The sequence below is a fragment of the Enterobacter sp. 186315 genome (assembly GCF_053290175.1).
Genome location: NZ_JBPTTK010000002.1, coordinates 346,274 through 367,930, shown reverse-complemented (window position 1 = coordinate 367,930; position 21,657 = coordinate 346,274). Strand labels below are relative to the sequence as shown.

Annotated in this window: 21 protein-coding genes; 9 read left to right on the top strand and 12 right to left on the bottom strand. The window is 55.7% G+C overall.

Annotated features, from left to right (window positions below):
* Nucleotides 1-75 precede the first annotated feature (75 nt).
* Together ACSVHP_RS04100 and ACSVHP_RS04095 are read left to right on the top strand one after the other, a co-directional pair.
* The gene (locus tag ACSVHP_RS04100) at nt 76-1,473 is read left to right on the top strand and encodes a glycoside-pentoside-hexuronide (GPH):cation symporter (RefSeq protein WP_447551061.1); all 1,398 of its coding nucleotides are present in this window, start codon (nt 76-78) and stop codon (nt 1,471-1,473) included.
* A gap of 10 nt (nt 1,474-1,483) precedes the next feature.
* On the top strand, nt 1,484-2,434 hold the full coding sequence (locus tag ACSVHP_RS04095; protein WP_417316513.1) for a glycoside hydrolase family 43 protein: 951 nt from the start codon (nt 1,484-1,486) through the stop codon (nt 2,432-2,434).
* 18 nt (nt 2,435-2,452) lie between these two features.
* Here the strand turns inward: ACSVHP_RS04095 and ampE are convergent, their stop codons facing one another.
* A complete protein-coding gene (ampE, locus tag ACSVHP_RS04090) occupies nt 2,453-3,307 on the bottom strand; it encodes a beta-lactamase regulator AmpE (RefSeq protein WP_447551060.1) in 855 nt (284 codons plus the stop codon).
* Complete coding sequence (gene ampD / locus ACSVHP_RS04085) at nt 3,304-3,867, bottom strand: 1,6-anhydro-N-acetylmuramyl-L-alanine amidase AmpD (RefSeq protein ID WP_447551059.1); 564 nt, start codon at nt 3,865-3,867, stop codon at nt 3,304-3,306. The genes ampE and ampD overlap by 4 nt, the downstream gene beginning before the upstream one ends.
* Nucleotides 3,868-3,954: 87 nt before the next feature.
* Between ampD and nadC the strand changes: the two genes are divergently transcribed.
* From nadC to hofC, 4 genes are all read left to right on the top strand, one after another.
* Complete coding sequence (nadC, locus tag ACSVHP_RS04080) at nt 3,955-4,848, top strand: carboxylating nicotinate-nucleotide diphosphorylase (protein ID WP_234672490.1); 894 nt, start codon at nt 3,955-3,957, stop codon at nt 4,846-4,848.
* Nucleotides 4,849-5,023: 175 nt separating this feature from the next.
* Complete coding sequence (gene ppdD / locus ACSVHP_RS04075) at nt 5,024-5,461, top strand: prepilin peptidase-dependent pilin (RefSeq protein WP_447551058.1); 438 nt, start codon at nt 5,024-5,026, stop codon at nt 5,459-5,461.
* A 12-nt stretch (nt 5,462-5,473) separates the two neighbouring features.
* Nucleotides 5,474-6,856 carry a type II secretion system protein GspE gene (gene gspE / locus ACSVHP_RS04070; RefSeq protein ID WP_447551057.1) on the top strand — a complete coding sequence of 461 codons (1,383 nt, stop codon included), beginning with the start codon at nt 5,474-5,476 and terminating at the stop codon, nt 6,854-6,856.
* Nucleotides 6,846-8,042 carry a protein transport protein HofC gene (hofC, locus tag ACSVHP_RS04065; RefSeq protein ID WP_447551056.1) on the top strand — a complete coding sequence of 399 codons (1,197 nt, stop codon included), beginning with the start codon at nt 6,846-6,848 and terminating at the stop codon, nt 8,040-8,042. The genes gspE and hofC overlap by 11 nt, the downstream gene beginning before the upstream one ends.
* Before the next feature lie 34 nt (nt 8,043-8,076).
* Here hofC and ACSVHP_RS04060 read toward each other — a convergent pair whose 3' ends face one another.
* The gene (locus ACSVHP_RS04060; protein WP_234672482.1) at nt 8,077-9,120 is read right to left on the bottom strand and encodes a GMP reductase; all 1,044 of its coding nucleotides are present in this window, start codon (nt 9,118-9,120) and stop codon (nt 8,077-8,079) included.
* Between the two features lie 227 nt (nt 9,121-9,347).
* Between ACSVHP_RS04060 and coaE the strand changes: the two genes are divergently transcribed.
* Genes coaE through yacG form a run of 3 tightly spaced genes read left to right on the top strand, consistent with a single transcriptional unit; the run spans nt 9,348 to nt 10,915 of the window.
* Nucleotides 9,348-9,968, top strand: coding sequence for a dephospho-CoA kinase (coaE, locus tag ACSVHP_RS04055; RefSeq protein WP_447551055.1), 621 nt, complete (start codon nt 9,348-9,350; stop codon nt 9,966-9,968).
* Nucleotides 9,968-10,711: a cell division protein ZapD gene (gene zapD / locus ACSVHP_RS04050; RefSeq protein ID WP_417316521.1), complete on the top strand. Its 744-nt coding sequence runs from the start codon at nt 9,968-9,970 to the stop codon at nt 10,709-10,711. Before coaE ends, zapD begins: the two co-directional genes overlap by 1 nt.
* A 9-nt stretch (nt 10,712-10,720) precedes the next feature.
* Complete coding sequence (yacG, locus tag ACSVHP_RS04045; RefSeq protein WP_234672460.1) at nt 10,721-10,915, top strand: DNA gyrase inhibitor YacG; 195 nt, start codon at nt 10,721-10,723, stop codon at nt 10,913-10,915.
* A 34-nt stretch (nt 10,916-10,949) separates the two neighbouring features.
* Here the strand turns inward: yacG and mutT are convergent, their stop codons facing one another.
* The 9 genes from mutT to murC form a co-directional block, all read right to left on the bottom strand.
* A complete protein-coding gene (gene mutT, locus ACSVHP_RS04040; RefSeq protein ID WP_447551054.1) occupies nt 10,950-11,342 on the bottom strand; it encodes an 8-oxo-dGTP diphosphatase MutT in 393 nt (130 codons plus the stop codon).
* 57 nt (nt 11,343-11,399) lie between these two features.
* Nucleotides 11,400-14,105, bottom strand: a complete 2,706-nt coding sequence (secA, locus tag ACSVHP_RS04035) for a preprotein translocase subunit SecA (protein ID WP_234672457.1) — start codon at nt 14,103-14,105, stop codon at nt 11,400-11,402.
* 59 nt (nt 14,106-14,164) lie between these two features.
* Complete coding sequence (gene secM / locus ACSVHP_RS04030; protein WP_234672454.1) at nt 14,165-14,668, bottom strand: secA translation cis-regulator SecM; 504 nt, start codon at nt 14,666-14,668, stop codon at nt 14,165-14,167.
* A 247-nt stretch (nt 14,669-14,915) separates the two neighbouring features.
* Nucleotides 14,916-15,833, bottom strand: coding sequence for a UDP-3-O-acyl-N-acetylglucosamine deacetylase (gene lpxC, locus ACSVHP_RS04025; RefSeq protein WP_417316523.1), 918 nt, complete (start codon nt 15,831-15,833; stop codon nt 14,916-14,918).
* Between the two features lie 101 nt (nt 15,834-15,934).
* On the bottom strand, nt 15,935-17,086 hold the full coding sequence (gene ftsZ / locus ACSVHP_RS04020; protein WP_152083454.1) for a cell division protein FtsZ: 1,152 nt from the start codon (nt 17,084-17,086) through the stop codon (nt 15,935-15,937).
* 63 nt (nt 17,087-17,149) lie between these two features.
* Nucleotides 17,150-18,406 carry a cell division protein FtsA gene (gene ftsA, locus ACSVHP_RS04015; RefSeq protein WP_010426970.1) on the bottom strand — a complete coding sequence of 419 codons (1,257 nt, stop codon included), beginning with the start codon at nt 18,404-18,406 and terminating at the stop codon, nt 17,150-17,152.
* Nucleotides 18,403-19,245, bottom strand: a complete 843-nt coding sequence (gene ftsQ / locus ACSVHP_RS04010; RefSeq protein WP_234672450.1) for a cell division protein FtsQ — start codon at nt 19,243-19,245, stop codon at nt 18,403-18,405. The genes ftsA and ftsQ overlap by 4 nt, the downstream gene beginning before the upstream one ends.
* Nucleotide 19,246: 1 nt before the next feature.
* Nucleotides 19,247-20,167, bottom strand: coding sequence for a D-alanine--D-alanine ligase (locus tag ACSVHP_RS04005; RefSeq protein ID WP_447551053.1), 921 nt, complete (start codon nt 20,165-20,167; stop codon nt 19,247-19,249).
* Nucleotides 20,160-21,635: a UDP-N-acetylmuramate--L-alanine ligase gene (murC, locus tag ACSVHP_RS04000; RefSeq protein ID WP_447551052.1), complete on the bottom strand. Its 1,476-nt coding sequence runs from the start codon at nt 21,633-21,635 to the stop codon at nt 20,160-20,162. The genes ACSVHP_RS04005 and murC overlap by 8 nt, the downstream gene beginning before the upstream one ends.
* Nucleotides 21,636-21,657: the final 22 nt, after the last annotated feature.

Below are 21,657 nucleotides of genomic sequence, written 5' to 3'. Positions count from 1 at the left end.
TGACTTTATACTGCTACGCATATATTTGCGTGCCAGCCAATAATTCTCTCCATACCGTAACCCGGAGAGCAGTTCATGGATAACAATAAACTTTCAGTAAAAGAAAAGATCGGCTATGGAATGGGCGACGCGGGATGCAACATCATCTTCGGCGCCATCATGTTGTTTGTTAACTATTTTTACACGGACATTTTTGGTCTTGCCCCCGCGCTGGTCGGGGTTCTGCTGCTCTCGGTGCGCGTGATCGATGCGGTCACCGACCCGATTATGGGCGCCATCGCCGACCGCACCCGCAGCAAATATGGTCGTTTTCGTCCATGGCTGCTGTGGATTGCCTTCCCCTACGCGCTGTTCAGCATCCTGATGTTCACCACCCCGGAATGGACGTACAACAGCAAGGTTATCTATGCGTTCGTCACCTATTTCCTGCTGTCGCTGACCTACACGGCGATTAACATTCCTTACTGCTCGCTGGGCGGCGTGATCACTAACGATCCGAAAGAGCGCGTGGCCTGCCAGTCCTACCGTTTTGTGATGGTAGGTATCGCCACCCTGCTGCTCTCCCTCACGCTGCTGCCGATGGTCGACTGGTTCGGCGGCGACGACAAAGCCAAAGGCTACCAGATGGCGATGACCGTGCTGGCGCTTATTGGCACCTGCATGTTCCTGTTCTGCTTCTCCACCGTGCGCGAGCGCGTGCGCCCAGCGGTGCAAACCCACGACGAGCTGAAAAACGATCTTAAGGACGTGTGGAAGAACGACCAGTGGGTGCGTATTCTGCTGCTGACGCTGTGCAACGTTTGCCCGGGCTTTATCCGCATGGCGGCGACCATGTATTACGTCACCTGGGTGATGGGCCAATCTACCCACTTTGCCACCCTGTTTATCAGCCTGGGCGTGGTGGGCATGATGCTCGGCAGTATGCTGGCGAAGGTGCTGACCGACCGCTGGTGCAAGCTGAAGGTGTTCTTCTGGACCAACATCGTGCTGGCGATTTTCTCAACCGCGTTCTATTTCTTCGATCCGAAAGCCACCGTCACCATCGTGGTGCTCTACTTCCTGCTCAATATCCTGCACCAGATCCCGTCCCCGCTGCACTGGTCGCTGATGGCCGACGTCGATGATTACGGCGAATGGAAAACCGGCAAACGCATCACCGGGATCAGCTTCTCCGGCAACATCTTCTTCCTCAAGCTGGGGCTGGCGATCGCCGGGGCGATGGTCGGTTTCCTGCTCTCCTGGTACGGCTATGACGCAGGTGCGAAAGCGCAAAGCGCGGATGCCATCAACGGGATCGTGCTGCTGTTTACCGTGATCCCGGGCATCGGGTATCTGATTACCGCAGGCGTGGTGCGTCTGCTGAAAGTGGATCGTGACACCATGAAGCAGATCCAGTCGGACCTGGAGAAGCGCCGTAGCAACTATCGCGAGCTGAATGACTATCAGGAACTCAAAGCCGCTGAGACGAAATAAGGAAAGCCGAATGCAAACCTGGCCAAACCCGTTTATTGAACAACGCGCCGACCCGTATATTCTGCGCCATGACGGACAGTACTATTTTATTGCCTCCGTGCCGCAGTACGACAGGCTGGCCGTTCGCCGTGCCGACACGCTGGAAGGGCTACGCAGCGCCGACGAGGTGGTGGTGTGGCGCAAGCCCGAAACCGGCCCGATGAGCCAGCTGATCTGGGCGCCGGAGCTGCACCACATCGACGGCAAGTGGTACATCTATTTTGCCGCGACCCACACCCAGGCGCTCGACAAGCTCGGGATGTTCCAGCACCGCATGTTCGCCATTGAATGCGCCGACAGCGATCCGCTCACCGGCACCTGGGTTGAGAAAGGGCAAATCATCACCCCGTTCGACACCTTCGCGCTGGACGCCACCACTTTTGTCCATCAGGGCAAGCGCTGGTATCTGTGGGCGCAAAAGGCCCCGGATATCTCCGGCAACTCCAACCTCTACCTGTGTGAAATGGAAAATCCGTGGACGCTCAAGGGCGAGCCGGTGATGCTCAGCAAACCGGAGTACGACTGGGAGTGTCGGGGATTTTGGGTCAACGAAGGCCCGGCGGTGCTGGTTCACGACGACAAGCTGTTTATCAGCTATTCGGCGAGCGCCACGGACGAAAACTACTGCATGGGGCTGCTGTGGATAGACATGAACGCCGATCCGCAAGACCCGGCCAACTGGCAGAAATCACCGCGTCCGGTCTTCACCACCAGCTACGAAAATCGCCAGTATGGGCCAGGCCACAACAGCTTTACGCAAACGCCGGAAGGGGACGATGTGCTGGTCTATCACGCGCGGAACTACACCGAAATCGAGGGCGATCCGCTTTACGATCCGAATCGTCATACCCGCCTGAAGCGGGTTCGCTGGAATGAAAACGGGATGCCAGATTTTGGCATCCCGCCTGCGGATACGCTGTAACCGAAACGGCGCGCTGGCCTACACCAGCGTGCCGTAAATCGTCAGCAGCGCGACCACCACAACCACCACGAAAGAGGTTTTCTTCGCCATGGAAACCGCCGCTTTTGGCGTTTCCACCTTGTCGGTATGCGGTTCACGCGCCAGGGAGAACTGCGCCAGGCGCGTGAGCACCTGATACTGGGAAGTATGGCGATCGCCCAGAGAAGCAAACCAGGCCGGCAGCGCCTTTTCACCGTGCCCAATCAGCGCATACACCACGCCGACAAGGCGTACCGGCAGCCAGTCAAGCACGTGCAAAATGGCGTCGATCCCGGACAGCAAACGCTCGTGCGGCGTAAGGTAGCGGGCAAGCCAGGTCTGCCAGGCGCGTAAAAACGCATAGCCCATCAGCAGCACCGGCCCCCACGGGCCACCCACCACAAACCAGAACAGCGGTGCCAGGTAATAACGGAAGTTGATCCACAGCAGCGCGTTTTGCAGCTCGCGCAGGAATTCACGCTCGTCGCAATCCGGCGGAACGCCGTGGATCATGGTCAGCTCGCTGGCCATCGCCCCGCGCGCGTGGGCATCGTCACGGGATGCGGCTTTCAGATAGGCGTGATAATGCAGCCGCACTTTTCCCGCACCGATGCAGAGCACGCCGAGCAGGATCCACACCACCAGCAGCGGCACGTTGAAAAACAGGCCATACAGCGCACGCAGCAGCAGGAAGGTAATCAGCATCACGCCCGCCGTCATCAGCAGCGTACGCAGCATTGAAAAGTGTTTGATCTTACGGAATAAAACTTCGAGTCGATGGTCCAGTTGCCAGTGTTCGCCGAGCTTGAACAGGCGTTCAGCAATAATCACCAGCAGCATAGTAAACAACGTCATGTTATCTCCTTATCTGACGACGCGGTAAGCATGGCGTGAAAACGCGACCAGTCAAACGCCGGACCGGGATCGGTTTTTCTCACCGGGGCGATATCGCTGTGCCCCGTTATATTCTCTGCCATCGCGGGATATAACCCGATAAGGGTTCGCGCCACGGCGACCAGCTGCTGATATTGCGCATCGGTATAGGGAGTTGTCTCAGTGCCTTCCAGTTCGATACCAATCGAAAAGTCGTTGCAGCGTTCACGTCCCTGATACACCGACACGCCCGCGTGCCAGGCGCGCTTGTCAAAGGGAACATACTGGACAATTTCGCCGTCACGGCGGATCAGACAGTGGGCCGATACGCGCAGATGGGCGATTTCAGCAAAAAAAGGATGAGCGTCGGGATCAATCGTTCCCGTGAATAGTGCGTCGATCCACGGCCCGCCAAATTCGCCTGGCGGAAGACTAATATTATGAACCACCAGCAGTGTGGGCTGTTCATCCTCCGGGCGGCAATCGTGGTGCGGCGAGGGCACACGCCGCGCATCCACCAGCCATCCGTTTTCTAACAACATGCTGGAACTCCTTCTGTATGGTGCTATTACTCGGTTCAGAGTAGCATGTTTCAATATTATGATTCGTTACCAATTTGGAGTTTTATCATGCCGCCTCGCCGCTATAACCCCGACCACCGACGTGACGCGCTTCTGGAACGTATTAACATGGATATCCCGGCAAGCGTTGCCCATGCCCTGAAAGAAGATCTGGGCGGCGACGTCAATGCCGACAACGATATTACCGCGCAATTATTACCAAAAGAGACGCGCTCCCACGCCGTCGTGATTACCCGTGAAGACGGCGTATTCTGCGGTAAACGCTGGGTCGAAGAGGTCTTTACCCAGCTAGCCGGAGATGACGTTCAGGTCACCTGGCACGTGGAAGATGGCGACACGATTAGCGCAAATCAACCGCTCTTCGAGCTTGATGGCCCTTCCCACATCCTGCTGACCGGCGAGCGCACCGCCCTTAACTTCGTCCAGACGCTCTCAGGCGTCGCCAGCGAAGTTCGCCGCTATACCGACCTGCTGCAAGGCACCCGCACGCAGCTGCTCGACACCCGCAAAACCCTGCCAGGCCTGCGCACCGCGCTGAAATATGCGGTGCTGTGCGGCGGCGGCGCGAACCATCGTCTGGGGTTATCTGACGCCTTCCTGATCAAAGAGAACCACATTATTGCCTCCGGCTCCGTGCGTCAGGCGGTGGAAAAAGCCTTCTGGCTGCACCCGGACGTGCCGGTTGAGGTAGAAGTCGAAACGCTGGAAGAGCTGGATGAAGCCATCAAAGCCGGGGCCGATATCATCATGCTCGATAACTTCGAAACCGGGCAGATGCGCGAAGCGGTCAAGCGCACCAACGGCCAGGCGCAGCTTGAGGTTTCGGGCAACGTGACCTTCGACACCATCCGTGAGTTCGCTGAAACCGGGGTCGATTTCATCTCCGTCGGCGCGCTCACCAAGCACGTCCGCGCTCTCGACCTCTCGATGCGCTTCAAATAACGGCCGCGCTCCCCTCTCGCCCGGAGAGGGGAAATACGATCCTGCTCGCAAACCTGCCGTTCCTTTCTGCAACACCGCCAAAAACCGCTGAAAGCGCCTTCACGTTTCCCTTTTTGCCGCTCGTCTGAACATCCTCTCGCTGCCACAGTAGCGCCACGATTTCTAAGGAGCAGATATGAACAGACAACACGGATTCACGCTCATTGAGCTGATGGTGGTCATTGGCATTATTGCCATTCTGAGCGCGGCAGGCATTCCCGCTTACCAGAACTATCTTCGAAAAGCCGCATTAACCGATGTGCTGCAAACCGTCATCCCTTACCGCACCGCTATCGAACTCTGCTCCCTTGAGCGCGGCGGGATAGACAGCTGCAACGGCGGCAGTAACGGTATTCCGTCATCGGCCACATCCCGATACGTTTCTGCCTTGAGCGTGTCGAAAGGCGCTATTTCTCTGACCGGCCAGGAGAGTCTTAACGGACTGGAGGTGAGCCTCGCCCCGCAGTGGGAAAACGCCAACGGCGTCACCGGCTGGACGCGCACCTGCACCATCGCCAGCGACAGCGCGCTAAAACAGGCCTGCGAAGATATCTTCCGCTTCAACAATAAGTAGCAGGAGCCAATGATGAAACCAGAACAACTTATGGCGCTCTGCCAGCGCCACCAGGCCCAGCTGCTCGCCAGCGACACCAACCGGGTCAGCATTGCCGTGGTAGGCAGTCCGGACGCTGGGCTAATGGAGGCCCTGCGCTTCGCGACCCAAAAGCGCATTGATATTGAATGCTGGCCCCGCGAGCGCATGGAGAAACACCGTCAGCTCGCCGCCCAGTCCCATCTGCCCGCAGCCGCAACCACCGCCTCTGCGGTGGATGTCCTAAACCGAACGCTGTTACAGGCGTTAAGCCAGCGGGCGTCCGATATTCACATCGAGCCCACCGGGAGCGCATGTCACATCCGCCTGCGCATTGATGGCGTACTCAATCCGCAGACGCCCCTCTCGCCGGAGATAGCCACATCGCTGGCCGCACGGCTGAAGGTGCTGGGTAATCTCGACATTGCGGAGCGTCGCCTGCCGCAGGACGGACAGTTTACCGTTGAGCTGGCAAACGAACCGGTCTCTTTTCGTATCGCCACCCTGCCCTGTAACGGCGGTGAGAAAATTGTGCTGCGTCTTCTGCAACAGGTTAACCAGGCGCTGGATATCGGGCTGCTGGGCATGAATGCCGATCAGCAGACCCGCTTTACCCGCGCGCTCCACCAGCCGCAGGGACTGATCCTCGTGACCGGGCCAACGGGCAGCGGTAAAACCGTAACGCTCTACAGCGCCTTGCAGGCCCGAAACACGCCGGAGGTGAATATCTGTAGCGTCGAGGATCCCGTCGAGATCCCCCTTACCGGCCTGAACCAGACGCAGATAAACCCGCGCGCCGGCCTCACCTTTCAGAGCGTGCTGCGGGCGCTGTTACGTCAGGATCCGGACATCATTATGGTCGGTGAGATCCGCGATGGTGAAACGGCTGAAATAGCCATTAACGCCTCGCAGACCGGGCATCTGGTGCTCTCCACGCTGCATACCAACTCAACGGCTGAAACGCTTATTCGCCTGCAACAAATGGGCGTCGCCCGCTGGATGATTGCTTCGGCGCTCTCGCTGGTTATCTCGCAAAGGCTGGTTCGCCGCCTGTGTCCGCACTGCCGACAGGAGGGGCAAAGCCGGGTGGCCTTACCCAAAGCTATCTGCTCGCGCGAGCTTCCTCACTGGCAGCCAGTGGGGTGCGATCGCTGCTATCACGGCTTCTACGGCCGGGTCGCGCTGTTTGAGGTATTGAGCATTGATGACCCGCTTCGGCAGGCGATTTCCAGCGGTGCCGCGATTGACGTTATTAACTCAAGCGCCCGACAGACCGGAATGACGACCCTGTTTGAGCATGGCTGTATGGCGGTCGAGCAGGGCCTTACCACGCTTGAAGAGCTGATCCGCGTGCTGGGTATGCCCAATGGCGGCTAATCACCTCTGGCGCTGGCGGGCGCTGACCACCGAAGGGGAACGGCAAAGCGGCGCGCTGTGGGCAGCCAGTCGGGAAGCGGCATTCACGTTATTGATGCGCAAAGCGCTGCACCCGTTAACGCTGACCCGCAGCTCCCGTCGCCACCGGTGGCAGGCGCATCACTGCTACGATCTTTTTCGCCAGCTTGCGACCCTGCTCCATGCGGGCCTGACGCTGTCAGACAGCATGCACATGCTGGCCGAACAGCACCCGTTGACGCAGTGGCAGGCGCTTTTGCAAAGCCTGGCGGACGATCTCAGCGAAGGCTGTTCCTTTTCCGCCGCGCTGCAAAAATGGCCGGACGTGTTTAGCCCGCTGTACGTTGCGATGGTGAAAACGGGTGAGCAGACGGGGAAGCTTGAAACCTGCTGTCGGCAGCTTGCGCAGCAGCAAAAATCTCAGCAGCTGCTGAATGCCAAAGTGAAAAAAGCCCTGCGCTATCCACTGATTGTCCTGGCGCTTGCCGTGGTGCTTGTACTGGCGATGGTGACGCTGGTTTTGCCCGAATTTGCGGCTATCTACAGAACCTTCAATACGCCGCTTCCGCTGCTCACGCGGATGGTTATGGGGCTGGCACGCTTTATCGAGGAGTGGGCTCTGGCCATGAGCGGGCTGCTATTCATCCCTGTTGCAGCGATCTTTAGCCTTCAACGGCGTGCCGAATGGCAACGGCTAACGCAACGCGTTCTTTTGCAGCTCCCGGTGATGGGCGCGCTGGCACGAGGGCAAAAGCTGGGGCAGATCTTTACCGTCCTCTCGCTAACCCAGCAGGCGGGTATCGCCTTTCTGGAGGGGCTGGAAAGCGCGGAAGAGGCCGCCGTAAACCCGTACTGGCAAAGCGTAATCCGCAAGATGCGGGAAGAGGTGGAAAGGGGCATGCCCGTCTGGTCAGCATTCCAGAACGCGGCGGTATTTACCCCACTCTGCGTTCAGCTGGTGCGCACGGGCGAAGCGTCCGGCGCGCTTGATATCATGCTGGAGAATCTGGCGCATCACCACACCGAGCAAACCTTTCAGATGGCAGATAGTCTGGCGGCGCTGCTGGAGCCCGTATTGCTGCTGGTGACCGGAGTAATCATCGGCACGCTGGTGGTCGCGATGTACCTGCCGATTTTCAATCTGGGGGATGCCATGAGTGCGGGATAGCGCTGGCGCAGGAGGATGCGCCAGCGAAAGGACGTTACAGGCTGTTGAAAACGCGGTTTTCTTGTTCCTGAACGCGGATAAAGGTGGTGCGTTTGGTCAGCTCTTTCAGGCGAGATGCGCCCACGTAGGTACAGGCTGAACGCAGACCGCCGAGGATATCGAGCGCGGTATTTTCTACCGGGCCGCGCAGAGGCAGCTTAACGGTTTTGCCTTCCGCCGCGCGGTATTTTGCCACGCCGCCCACATGACGGTTCATCGCAGACTCAGAGCTCATACCGTAGAAGAGCATGAATTTTTCACCGTTCTCTTCGACCAGTGTACCGCCGCTCTCTTCGTGACCTGCCAGCATCCCGCCGAGCATGACGAAGTCAGCGCCGCCGCCGAAGGCTTTCGCCACGTCACCAGGCGTGGTACAGCCGCCGTCACTGATGATCTGCCCGCCCAGGCCGTGAGCGGCATCCGCGCACTCGATGACGGCAGACAGCTGCGGATAACCCACGCCGGTTTTCACACGCGTGGTACAGACTGAGCCAGGGCCAATGCCGACTTTCACGATATCCGCACCGGCGAGGATCAGCTCTTCACACATTTCGCCGGTCACCACGTTGCCCGCGATGATGGTTTTGGTCGGCCAGGCTTCACGCGCTTTGCTGACGAACTGCACGAAGTGTTCAGAGTAGCCATTCGCAACGTCGATGCAGACAAAGGTCAGCGCCGGGTTGGCCGCCAGGATCTGTTGCGTTTTTGCGAAATCAGCATCGGACGTGCCGGTGGAAACCACGGCGTGTTTAATCACATCGTCAGAAGCTGAAGCGACAAAGTCATTCCACTCTTCCGGGCTGTAGTGCTTATGCACAGCGGTGAGGATGTCGAACTTCGCCAGCGCGGCAGCCATTTCGAACGTGCCCACGGTGTCCATGTTAGCGGCAATAATCGGCACACCAGACCAGGTCTGACCGGAATGTTTAAAGGTGAATTGACGTTCGAGTTCAACGTCTGAGCGACTTTTCAGTGTAGAGCGTTTAGGGCGGATAAGAACGTCTTTGAAACCTAACTTCAGATCTTCTTCGATACGCATGTGCGGATTCCTGGGGTTAGAGGCAAAAAAGTAAAAGCACAACTCCAGTGACGCTATCATACGCACTAATACCTGCTCCGCAAGACTGCGAAAATCTCTTTTTTTACGCTACAATCCTATAAATTTACCTGACAAAAAGCGGGTAAAGAGAGGCAAACATTCACCGCTCCACGTTTAAAATTTAAGCAATTGATTTCAATAATGAATAATTCCCAGGATTTAATTTAATGGGGTACATCGTTGCATTAACCGGCGGTATCGGTAGTGGAAAAAGCACCGTCGCGGACGCATTTTCTCGTCTGGGTATCTCAATTATTGATGCCGATATTATTGCCCGTCAGGTGGTAGAGCCAAATACACCCGCGTTAAAAGCCATCGAAGCGCATTTTGGCAGCACCATCGTAAATAATGATGGCACGCTCAATCGCCGCCAGCTCAGGGAACAGATATTTTCTGATTCGTCAGAAAAAGTCTGGCTAAACGCCCTGCTCCACCCCATTATCCACCAGGAAACGCAGCGTCAGATGGCTGAAGCCACTTCGCCCTATGTGCTGTGGGTCGTGCCTCTGCTGGTCGAAAATCAGCTGCATAAAAAGGCCGACCGGGTTCTGGTTATCGATGTTTCCCCCGAAACGCAGATCGAACGAACAATGGCTCGCGACCATGTCTCGCGAGAACATGCCGAACAAATTCTTGCTGCGCAGGCAACGCGTGAAGCCCGCCTTGCTGTCGCGGATGATGTTATTGATAATAACGGCGCACCAGATGCTATCGCATCGGATGTTGCCCGTCTGCACGAGCTGTATCTGACGTTCGCCGCGCAGGCCGTTGCACAGGAAAAACCATAATGTCTACTCATATCCTTTTTGAGCACCCGCTTAACGAAAAAATGCGTACCTGGCTGCGCATCGAATTTTTAGTTCAACAGCTTTCCCGGCATCTGCCCGTTAACGACCACGCCACCGCGCTGCATTTTTTCCGCAACGTCGGCGACCTGCTGGACGTTGTTGAACGCGGCGACGTCCGCACTGAATTATTGAAAGAGCTGGAGCGCCAGCAGCGTAAGCTGCAAGCCTGGAACGAAGTCCCGGGTGTCGATCAGAGCCGCATTGACGCGCTTCGCCAGCAGCTAAAAGCCAGCAGTAATATTTTGATGGCCGCTCCGCGCGTCGGGCAATTCCTGCGCGAAGACCGTCTGATCGCACTGGTTCGTCAGCGTCTGAGCATTCCAGGCGGCTGCTGTAGCTTCGATCTGCCAACGCTCCACATGTGGCTGCATATGCCGCAAGCGCAGCGTGATGCACAGGTGAGCAGCTGGCTCGAAAGCCTTGATCCGATGAATCAGGCGCTCTCGCTGATCCTTGACCTGGTGCGCAATTCCGCGCCTTTCCGCAAGCAAACCAGCCTGAATGGTTTTTACCAGGATAACGGTGACGACGCCGATCTGCTGCGTCTGAATCTGTCACTTAGCGATCAGCTTTACCCGCAAATTTCCGGTCATAAGAGCCGTTTTGCGATTAGATTTATGCCTCTCGATAGCGAAAATGGCACCGTACCGGAACGCCTCGATTTCGAGCTGGCCTGCTGTTAAGGAGTTTTGATGTCTGAAGTCACAACCGTAAGTTGCCCAACCTGTGGCAAAACCGTGGTCTGGGGTGAAGTGAGCCCGTTTCGCCCGTTTTGCTGCAAGCGCTGCCAGTTAATCGATCTTGGCGAGTGGGCGGCAGAAGAGAAGCGCATTCCAAGCGAAGGCGATCTCTCTGACACCGATGACTGGAGTGAAAGCCAGCAGTAATCGGTAAAGCCTGCTGGCGCTTCGCTTAGCAGGCCTACTGCTGACCAACCAGCTTCAGGATCACAGGCTCATTGGCCGGCGGGAATTTTTCAGCGTCGGTGGCCTGAAGTTCAACCCAGTTACCCGGCTGCCCCTCTTTTCCCCAGGGTTCTCCCTGCCAGTTTTCTACCATCCAGAACCATAAGGTGATGTGGCGATCGGGAAACTGATACTCCAGTTTGTCAAAAAGCGTCGCGCCCACCGGAGTGATCCCCACCTCTTCTTCCAGTTCGCGAACCAGCGCCTGTTCCGGCGTTTCACCTGACTCAATTTTTCCGCCGGGGAACTCCCACTTATTTGCCATATGGGCATCGGCAGCGCGCTGGGTGATAAAGATTTGGTTTTGCGGATTGCGAATAATTCCGACGGCAATTTGCAGTGTTTTCATCGTATCTCTTCCATAAAAAAGGCGCAGATATCTGCGCCTTTTCTGTTTGTGATGCTGTTAGCTCAGACGGCCGTGGCACGCTTTGTATTTTTTACCGGAACCGCATGGGCACGGATCGTTACGTCCAACCTTACGCTCGCCGGTCTGCGCCGCGATGGCCTCAGCGGCTTCGCTTTCGTCTGTCTGGTGGCTCAGCTGCTGCATCTGCGCCAGACGTTCAGCCTCTTCACGACGCTGCTGCTCCATCGCTTCAACTTCTTCCGGCATGCGCACCTGAACCTTGCTCAGGGTGCTGATCACTTCATACTTCAGCGACTCCAGCATAGAAGCGAACATGGCGAAGGACTCACGCTTGTACTCCTGCTTAGGATCTTTCTGCGCGTAGCCGCGCAGGTGGATACCCTGACGCAGGTAGTCCATCGCCGCCAGGTGCTCTTTCCACAGGGAGTCCAGCGTTTGCAGCATCACGCCTTTTTCGAAGTGACGCATCATCTCTTCGCCAACCACTTCTTCTTTACGCTTGTACACTTCCAGCGCGGTTTCGAAGATACGTTCACGCAGGGTTTCTTCGTGCAGCTCCGGCTCTTTGTCCAGCCACTCTTTGATTGGCAGTTCAAGGTCGAAGTCGTTTTTCAGTCGCTCCTGAAGGCCTTCGATATCCCACATCTCTTCCAGAGACTGCGGTGGGATGTGACCATCGATGGTCGCTTTGAAGACATCTTCACGGATGCTGTTGATGGTTTCGCTCACGTCGGACACGTCGAGCAGCTCGTTACGCTGGGTGTAGATAGCGCGACGCTGGTCGTTCGCCACATCATCGTACTCAAGCAGCTGTTTACGAATATCAAAGTTGCGGCTTTCTACTTTACGCTGTGCGTTAGCAATAGCTTTGGTCACCCACGGGTGCTCAATCGCTTCGCCAGGCTTCATACCCAGTTTACGCATCATGCCGGACACGCGGTCAGAGGCGAAAATACGCATCAGCGCATCTTCCATAGACAGGTAGAAGCGGGAAGAACCGGCATCACCCTGACGACCCGCACGACCGCGCAGCTGGTTATCGATACGACGAGATTCGTGACGCTCGGTACCAATGATGTGCAGACCGCCGGACGCCAGAACCGCATCGTGACGAACCTGCCAGTCGGCTTTGATCTGGGCGATCTGTTCTGGGGTTGGGTCTTCCAGTTCAGCCACTTCTGCCTGCCAGCTACCGCCGAGCATAATGTCCGTACCACGACCCGCCATGTTGGTCGCGATGGTTACCGCACCCGGATAACCCGCCTGTGCAACGATATCCGCTTCTTTCGCGTGGAACTTGGCGTTCAGTACGTTGTGCTTAATACCCGCTTTGGTCAGCTCGTTGGATACCACTTCGGATTTCTCGATGGAGATAGTACCCACCAGCACCGGCTGGCCAGCAGCGGTACGGTCGCGAATATCTTCAATAATGGCCTGAATTTTTTCCGCTTCGGTCATGTAAACCAGATCCGGCATATCCTTACGGATCATCGGACGGTTAGTTGGAACCACCACGGTATCCAGTTTGTAGATGGAGCTAAATTCAAACGCTTCGGTATCTGCGGTACCGGTCATACCTGCCAGCTTCTCGTACAGACGGAAGTAGTTCTGGAAGGTGATGGATGCCAGCGTCTGGTTTTCGTTTTGAATATCAACGCCTTCTTTGGCTTCCACAGCCTGGTGCAGACCATCGGACCAGCGACGGCCCTGCATGGTACGGCCGGTGTGTTCATCAACGATGATGACTTCGCCGTCTTTAACGATGTAATCCACGTCGCGGGTAAACAGCGCGTGCGCGCGCAGTGCCGCCGTGACGTGGTGCATCAGCATGATGTTGGTCGGTGAGTACAGTGACTCGCCCTCTTCCATAATGCCCTGCTCAACCAGCAGCTCTTCAATTTGCACCAGACCGCGTTCGGTCAGGTTCACCTGGCGCGCTTTTTCATCTACGGAGAAGTGGCCTTCACCCTGGAAGGTGTCGGAGTCTTCTTTCTCCTGACGCAGCAGGTGCGGAATGATTTTGTCGACTTTACGGTACATCTCGGAGCTGTCTTCAGCCGGGCCGGAGATGATCAGCGGGGTACGCGCTTCATCGATCAGGATGGAGTCAACCTCATCCACCAGCGCATAGTGCAGTTTGCGCTGTACGCGCTCTTCAGGGCTGAACGCCATGTTGTCACGCAGGTAGTCAAAGCCGTATTCGTTGTTTGTACCGTAGGTGATGTCGGCGTTATACGCTTCGCGCTTAGCCGGCGCTGGCAGACCGGACATGTTGATACCGACGGTCAGCCCCAGGAATTCGAACAGCGGACGGTTGTTTTCGGCGTCACGCTGGGCCAGATAGTCGTTGACGGTAACTACGTGTACACCCTTGCCGGTCAGCGCGTTCAGATAGGCAGGCAGCGTTGCAGTCAGGGTTTTACCTTCACCAGTACGCATTTCTGCGATGCAACGTTCGTTCAGGACCATGCCGCCCAGCAGCTGAACGTCGAAGTGACGCATACCGAACACGCGCTTACTCGCTTCACGCACCACGGCAAAGGCTTCAGGGATCAGGCTTTCTAAGGTTTCGCCTTTTTCCAGACGTGCGCGGAACTCAACGGTTTTGGCTTTCAGCTCATCATCAGAGAGCTTTTCCATTGCAGGTTCCATGCCGTTGATCACAGCAACAGCCTTGCGCATACGGCGCAGAGTACGATCGTTACGACTACCGAAAACTTTGGTTAATAATTTGATTAGCATAATAAATTCTCAAACGTCCCAGACGGGCAGATAAATTAGAGTATTGAAAAAGCGTTAATTTAGCTGAGGCGTTGAGGCCCGGCACGGATGCCATGAACCTGGCTTAACCATGCGGATACGATAAAGGCATGAGGGGAAACAAAATCGGTTTTTGCCTGCTGGCGAACGACGACAGGCGGTTGCAAATCCTGCGTCAGCAGCGTGTTTAAGGTGTCCAGCAGCGCGAGATGATGTGCCTGAACCGGCAGCGTTTCTTCTGCAACAGGCATTGCCTGCGGTGCCATCGCAAAGGAGAGATGACGGATAACGGTGCGGATGGCGTGCTGGTGCCAGTAATCAACCGAGAAGTTTGGACGGCGGTTGGCTTCCAGCAGCGCGAGGTTAGTAAAATTAACCCGCGTAGAGAGATCGTGCTTTGTGGTGGTAGTCCTGGTCGGTGCAGCGGCTTCCGCGCTGTTGCTGAGCACAGGCAAGCCGAGACTTGCCGCGACCATCCCCAATAAGAGATGCGGCCAGAAGTAACGTCTGCCAAATTGTCGCCAGCGCGTCAGTATTCCGCTCACTTGCTCCACCCGATTAGCCAGCCATTGAGGCTGAGTTCAGTTATTTTTTTTAGCGCCCAAATATTACCACTAAAGCCCAAGTACAGCAGCAGGAATGACGTATTACAGCGGGGAAAAACGGTCAAGAATGCAGCGAACGCGCAGGTTTTCTACACCTGGCAAAAGGTACAAATAAAAACGACTGGCCTTCCTGGTCGGAGAGAGTACCAGGTTAACCAGTCGATTTTTTACGAAACGACGTTAGCCGTTACGCCAGAACCATATTTGGTGCTTTGAACGCCAGCGGCAGCTCTGCTTCGTCTTCGAAGGTCACATATTCCCAGGCTTCCTGTTTTGCCAGGACGGCCTGCAACAATTTGTTGTTCAGTGCATGACCGGATTTAAACGCGGTAAATGCACCAATGATGTTGTGACCACACATAAACAGGTCGCCGATTGCATCCAGCATTTTGTGACGAACGAATTCATCTTCAAAACGCAGGCCGTCTTCGTTCAGTACGCGATAATCGTCAACAACGATGGCACAATCGAAGCTACCGCCCAGGCACAGGCCACGGGACTGTAGATATTCGATATCACGCATGAAGCCGAAAGTACGGGCACGGCTGATCTGGCGCATGAACGCATCCGCAGAGAAGTTCATCGCGTAGCGCTGGGTGCTGGAATCAATCGCCGGATGGTTAAAGTCGATGGTAAAGTCCAGCGAGAAACCATTGTACGGTTTGAATTCAGCCCACTTGTCGCCATCTTCAACGCGAACCGTGTCTTTGATGCGAACAAATTTCTTCGCGCAGTTCAGCTCTTCGATGCCTGCGTCCAGCAGCAAATAGACGAACGGAGCAGCACTACCATCCATAATCGGGATTTCTGGCGCATCAACTTCAACAACGATGTTGTCGATACCCAGACCCGCGAGGGCAGCGTTCAGGTGCTCTACGGTAGAAATCCGCACGTCATGCTCGTTCACCAGACAAGTACAGAGCATAGTATCACGCACAGATTTGGCATCGGCCGGAAAATCTACCGGTGGATTCAAGTCGGTGCGACGATAGATGACCCCGGTATTGGCCGGCGCAGGGCGTAACGTCAGTGTGACTTTCTTGCCGGTATGTAAACCGACACCAGTCGCCTGAACGATACGTTTAAGTGTCCTTTGTTTGATCATCGTATAATCTCGCCAAATTAACTATCCAACCGAGAGTGTATATCACTAACGGTGGGCCAGTTTAGCACAAAGAGCGAAAATCCCCAACTTCCAGCCAATTCTTAATCAGCTTGCTTACGCAGGAACGCTGGAATATCCAGATAATCTGGCTCTTTCGCCGTTTGCGGAGTTGTATCGTTAACCACTTTCGCGGCAGGTTTCTGCTCTTGTGTCAGCGGAGACATACCGTGCTGCTGGTAACGATCCATAACCGGCTGCTGAGTCTGTTTGTTGGTCACCAGGGTGATCTCAGGACGTTTGTCCATGCCGATACCGGTCGCAACAACGGTCACACGCAGTTCGTCGTTCATTTCTGGGTCAAGGGAAGTACCGATTACCACAGTCGCGTTGTCAGAGGCGAACGCACGAATGGTGTTACCCACGGTTTCGAACTCATCCAGACGCAGGTCGAAGCCAGCGGTAATGTTGACCAGCACGCCGCGCGCACCAGACAGATCGATATCTTCCAGCAGTGGAGAAGAGATAGCCATTTCAGCCGCTTCTTCCGCACGGTCTTCACCGCTTGCCACGCCAGAGCCCATCATCGCGTAGCCCATTTCGGACATCACGGTGCGCACGTCTGCAAAGTCGACGTTCATCAGGCCAGGACGGGTAATCAGCTCGGCGATACCCTGAACAGCACCTTTCAGCACGTCGTTTGCTGCGCCGAAGGCGTCCAGCAGGGAAATACCGCGACCCAGAACTTTCAACAGCTTGTCGTTCGGGATAGTGATCAGCGAATCCACATGTTTGGACAGCTCGGTGATACCCTGCTCCGCGAAAGCCATACGCTTTTTGCCTTCGAAATTGAAAGGCTTAGTCACGACGGCAACGGTCAGAATACCCAAATCTTTTGCGACTTCTGCAACAACAGGCGCTGCACCCGTACCGGTACCGCCACCCATACCTGCTGCGATAAACACCATGTCCGCACCTTCCAGTGCTGCACGCAGTGCTTCACGATCTTCTTCGGCTGCATTGCGGCCGACTTCCGGGTTTGCCCCTGCTCCCAGACCTTTGGTGATACCGCCACCGATCTGAATAGTCTGGCCGACTGCGGTTTTACGCAGGGCCTGTGCATCGGTGTTGACCGCGAAGAATTCAACGCCTTCGATACGCTCACGCACCATATGCTCTACGGCGTTACCGCCGCCGCCACCGACGCCGATGACTTTAATCACCGCGTCGTTGGTCAGTTCCATAGGTTCAAACATAATTTCTCTCTCCGTTGTGCCTGTCGCCCGAGACCGCTAATTCTCTCCGGTCTCTTAAAAAAATTAAAACTCTTTTCGCAACCAGGTGTTCAGTCGTTTGACCCACGACCCCACCGATACGCGTTTTTCCACTTCTGCTTCACCACTAAGATGGGACTCTTTCCCGTAATGCAGCAGGCCCACGGCCGTTGAATAATACGGCTCCTGAGCATAATCCGTTAAACCGGTAATATTCAGCGGTGCACCAATACGGACTTGCGTATGGAACACGCGCTGAGCGCAAGCAGCAAGACCTTCAATTTGCGCTGCGCCGCCGGTTAATACAATCCCCGCGGCAAGATGATGTTTCACACCCTGCTGGCGAAGCTGTTCTTGTAACTGCAAAATCTCTTCGTTGACCAGGTTGAGCAGCTCGGTATAGCGCGGCTCAATAACCTCTGCCAGCGTCTGGCGTTGCAGGCTGCGCGGCGGACGTCCGCCCACGCTCGGCACTTCAACGCTCTCATCTTTACCGACGATAGACCCCAGCGCACAGCCGTGGCGTACCTTGATGGCCTCTGCATCGCTCGGTGGCGTACCAAAGGCATAAGCGATATCGCTGGTCACGACGTTCCCTGCATAAGGGATCACTTTCGTGTGGCGCAGCGCACCGCCGGTATACACGGCCATGTCCATTGTACCACCACCGATATCGACCACACAGACGCCAAGTTCACGTTCATCTTCGGTCAGCACAGAATAGCTTGCGGCCAGACCGGCGAAAATGAGTTGGTCAACTTTCAGGCCACAACGTTCAACGGCTTTGACGATATTCTTCGCCATATCGTTGTGACATGTGATCAAGTGCACTTTTGCCTGCATACGCACGCCGGACAGACCGACCGGGTTTTTGATCCCTTCCTGATAGTCGATCGCATATTCCTGCGGAATAACGTGCAGAACACGATGCTCATCGCGCACACGTACGGACTTCGCCGTATGCACCACGTTTTCCACGTCTTCCTGCGTCACTTCTTCTTCTGAAATCGGCACCATACCGATTTCGTTCTGGCAGCTGATATGCTTGCCAGAAAGGGCCAGATAGACAGATGAAATCTGGCAATCTGCCATCAATTCAGCCTGATCGATGGCGCGCTGTACGCATTTCACCACCGACTCAAGGTCGTTTACCCCACCTTTATCCATACCACGGGACGGGCAACTGCCCACGCCAATGATATTGACCATACCGTCGGGCAGAACTTCCCCTACTAAAGCGGCAACCTTCGCGGTGCCAATCTCCAGTCCAACTACCAGTTTTCTGTCCGTCGCCTTGATCATTGTTGTTTTGCCTGTACCTGTGCCTGATTCTGTTGCTGATTAGGTTCCTCGGCCGGAGCCGGTTCCCAACCGACTGCTGCGCCTGAGTCATAACGCAAATCAACGTAGCTTATCCGTTTGCCGTCGGTCTGTGCCTGTTGCTGTAAAACTGGGTAAAGTTCTACAAAACGCGCCAGACGTTTCATCGTGTCGCCTCGGCCAAGGTTGAGCTTAATGCCGTTCGTTAAGGTCAGCTGCCATGAGCGGCGGGCCGTCATTGCTGCGTCTTTTAACGTGAACCTGTCCTTAGCCAGCACTTGCCCCATCTCGCGGAAGCCTTGCAAGACTTCGTTTTCGCTACCTTCCGGGCCGTACAACATCGGTAAATTTTGCTTGCTGACGCGATCGCTTGGGACGCTAAACGAATTTCCGTCTACGTCGACCATGTGCTGATCATTCCAACGCGCAATGGGCACATATTCAACCAGATGAATCTTCAATTCATCAGGCCATTGCTTTCTTACACTCGCCTGTTTTATCCACGGCAGACGTTCAATCTGACTTTGGATAATATTGACGTCCTGCGTCATAAAGGTTCCAGGTGACCCCAGAGCCAGAATCGACTGGCGAATATCATCATTTCGGGTGTAATGGCGCTCACCGGTTACCACCAGCTTTGAAAGCGGTAAACGTTGCGCATCTTCCATCCAGCCCAGCACCATCCAGCCGCTGATAAACACGGTAAACAGCACACCGAGCAGGAAAATAATCCCTGCAAGACGCGTTCCATTACTCCGTCGTGAAGAAGAATATTCTTCTTCTTCCTCGCGGTTGCGCGTGTTCAATGCAGCCTGAGACATATCAGCCCGCCTGGTCCAGAATACGTACGACTAATTGCGAGAAGCTCATTCCCGCCTGACGCGCAGCCATTGGCACAAGGCTGTGGCTGGTCATGCCCGGAGAAGTATTTGCTTCCAGCAGATAAAATTGCCCGTCAGCGTCGAGCATCACGTCAATGCGTCCCCAGCCGCGGCAGCCCAGAACATTCCATGCTTTAAGGACCAGAGACTGTAAATCTGCTTCGCGCTCTGCTTCAAGCCCGGCAGGGCAGAAATATTGCGTTTCATCAGAGAGATACTTCGCCTCATAATCATAGAAGGTTCCGGCGGGTTGGATACGAATAGACGGTAAAATTTCTTCACCAAGCATCGCGACGGTAAATTCCGGCCCGCTGAGCCATTTTTCAATCAGAACTTCTTCATCATGTTGAAATGCCAGCGCTAAAGCAGAGGCTAAATCCTGAGCTTCGTCGACCTTCGACATACCAACGCTCGACCCTTCACGGCTCGGTTTTACAATAACCGGTAACCCCAGTTCAGCAATGCGCGCATTAACGCTGTCTGACAGGCCTAAATCAAACTCGCGACGCGTTAGCGCGACCCATGGGGCAACGGGCAGACCCGCGCCTTGCCACAGCAGTTTGCTGCGCAGTTTGTCCATGGAGATCGCCGACGCCATCACGCCGCTGCCGGTGTAAGGCATGCCGATCAAATCCAGCAGCCCTTGCAGGGTGCCGTCTTCACCGCCACGACCATGCAGAGCGATAAACACTTTGTCGAAGCCCATCGCCTTAAGCTGGGTAATGTCGACCTCTTTCGGGTCGACCGGGTGCGCGTTCACACCGCCTTCGCGCAGGCCAGCCAGAACCGCTGCACCGGAATTTAGCGAAACGTCACGCTCGGCGGAGGTGCCGCCGAGAAGGACCGCAATCTTATCAGCCATGACGGTCTTCCTCCGGAGTTTGCGGCTTCAGTTTGATTTCAGCTAAGGTACGGGCGATTTTGCCGATATTTCCCGCACCCTGAATCAGAATCAAATCGTTGCCCGTCAGAACCGGAGCCAGAATGGCTGCTGCTTCAGCAGGATCCGACAGTAAAATTGGGTCAACTTTGCCGCGAGCACGAATGGTACGGCACAGCGAACGACTGTCTGCGCCAGGAATCGGCGCTTCGCCCGCCGCGTAAACGTCCAGCATCAGCAGGGTATCAACCTGAGACAGCACGTTAGCGAAATCGTCATACAGATCGCGGGTGCGCGTGAAACGGTGCGGCTGGAAGATCATCACCAGATTCTTCTCCGGCCAGCCCGCGCGCGCCGCTTTGATCGTTGCGTCAACTTCGGTCGGGTGGTGACCGTAGTCATCCACCAGCATCGCGGTGCCCGCTTTGCCATTCACCTCTTCCAGCGGGAACTCACCGAGGAAGTCAAAACGACGGCCTGTGCCCTGGAAGCTTTCCAGTGCGCGCAGAATAGCGACGTCTTCAATGCCCTCTTCGGTAGCAACCGCTACCGCTGCCGCCGCGTTCAGGGCGTTATGACGACCTGGCGCATTAAGCGTCACGTGCAGCAGCTCTTTATCCTGACGCGCCAGGGTGAAATGGCCCTGCGCACCGATCTGTTTGTACTCTTCCACGCGCACGTCAGCATCTTCGCTAAAGCCGTAGGTAGTAATCTGACGGCCCACTCGCGGCAGCAGCTCGCGGATCACCGGGTCGTCAACGCACATCACCGCGCGCCCGTAGAACGGCAGGTTGTGCAGGAAGTTAATAAAGGTCTGCTTTAAATTCTCGAAGTCGCCCTGGTAGGTATCCATATGGTCAGCTTCGATGTTGGTCACAATGGCAACCATCGGCTGCAAATGCAGGAACGACGCGTCGCTTTCGTCCGCTTCAGCAATCAGGTAGCGGCTGTGGCCCAGACGAGCGTGAACGCCCGCGGCTTTGACCAGACCGCCATTAACGAAGGTCGGATCAAGACCCGCTTCGGCATAGATGCTGGACACCATCGCCGTGGTAGTGGTTTTACCGTGCGTTCCGGCCACGGCAATGCCGTGACGAAAACGCATCAGCTCAGCCAGCATTTCCGCACGGCGGATCACCGGGATACGCGCTTCATGTGCGGCAACGATTTCCGGGTTATCGGCAGAAATGGCGCTGGAAACCACAACAACGCTCGCATCGAGCACGTTTTCCGGGCGATGGTTGAAATAAATAGTGACCCCAAGCGATGACAACTGTTGCGTAACAGGGTTTGGCGCCAGGTCAGAACCGCTGATCTGGTAACCCTCGTTCGCTAACACTTCGGCAATACCGCCCATGCCAGCACCACCGATGCCGACAAAGTGAATGTGCCGGACGCGACGCATCTCGGGCACGATAGAACGCAGTTTTGCCAGTTGTTGTGTATTCATTCTCTAAACGCCATCGACTACT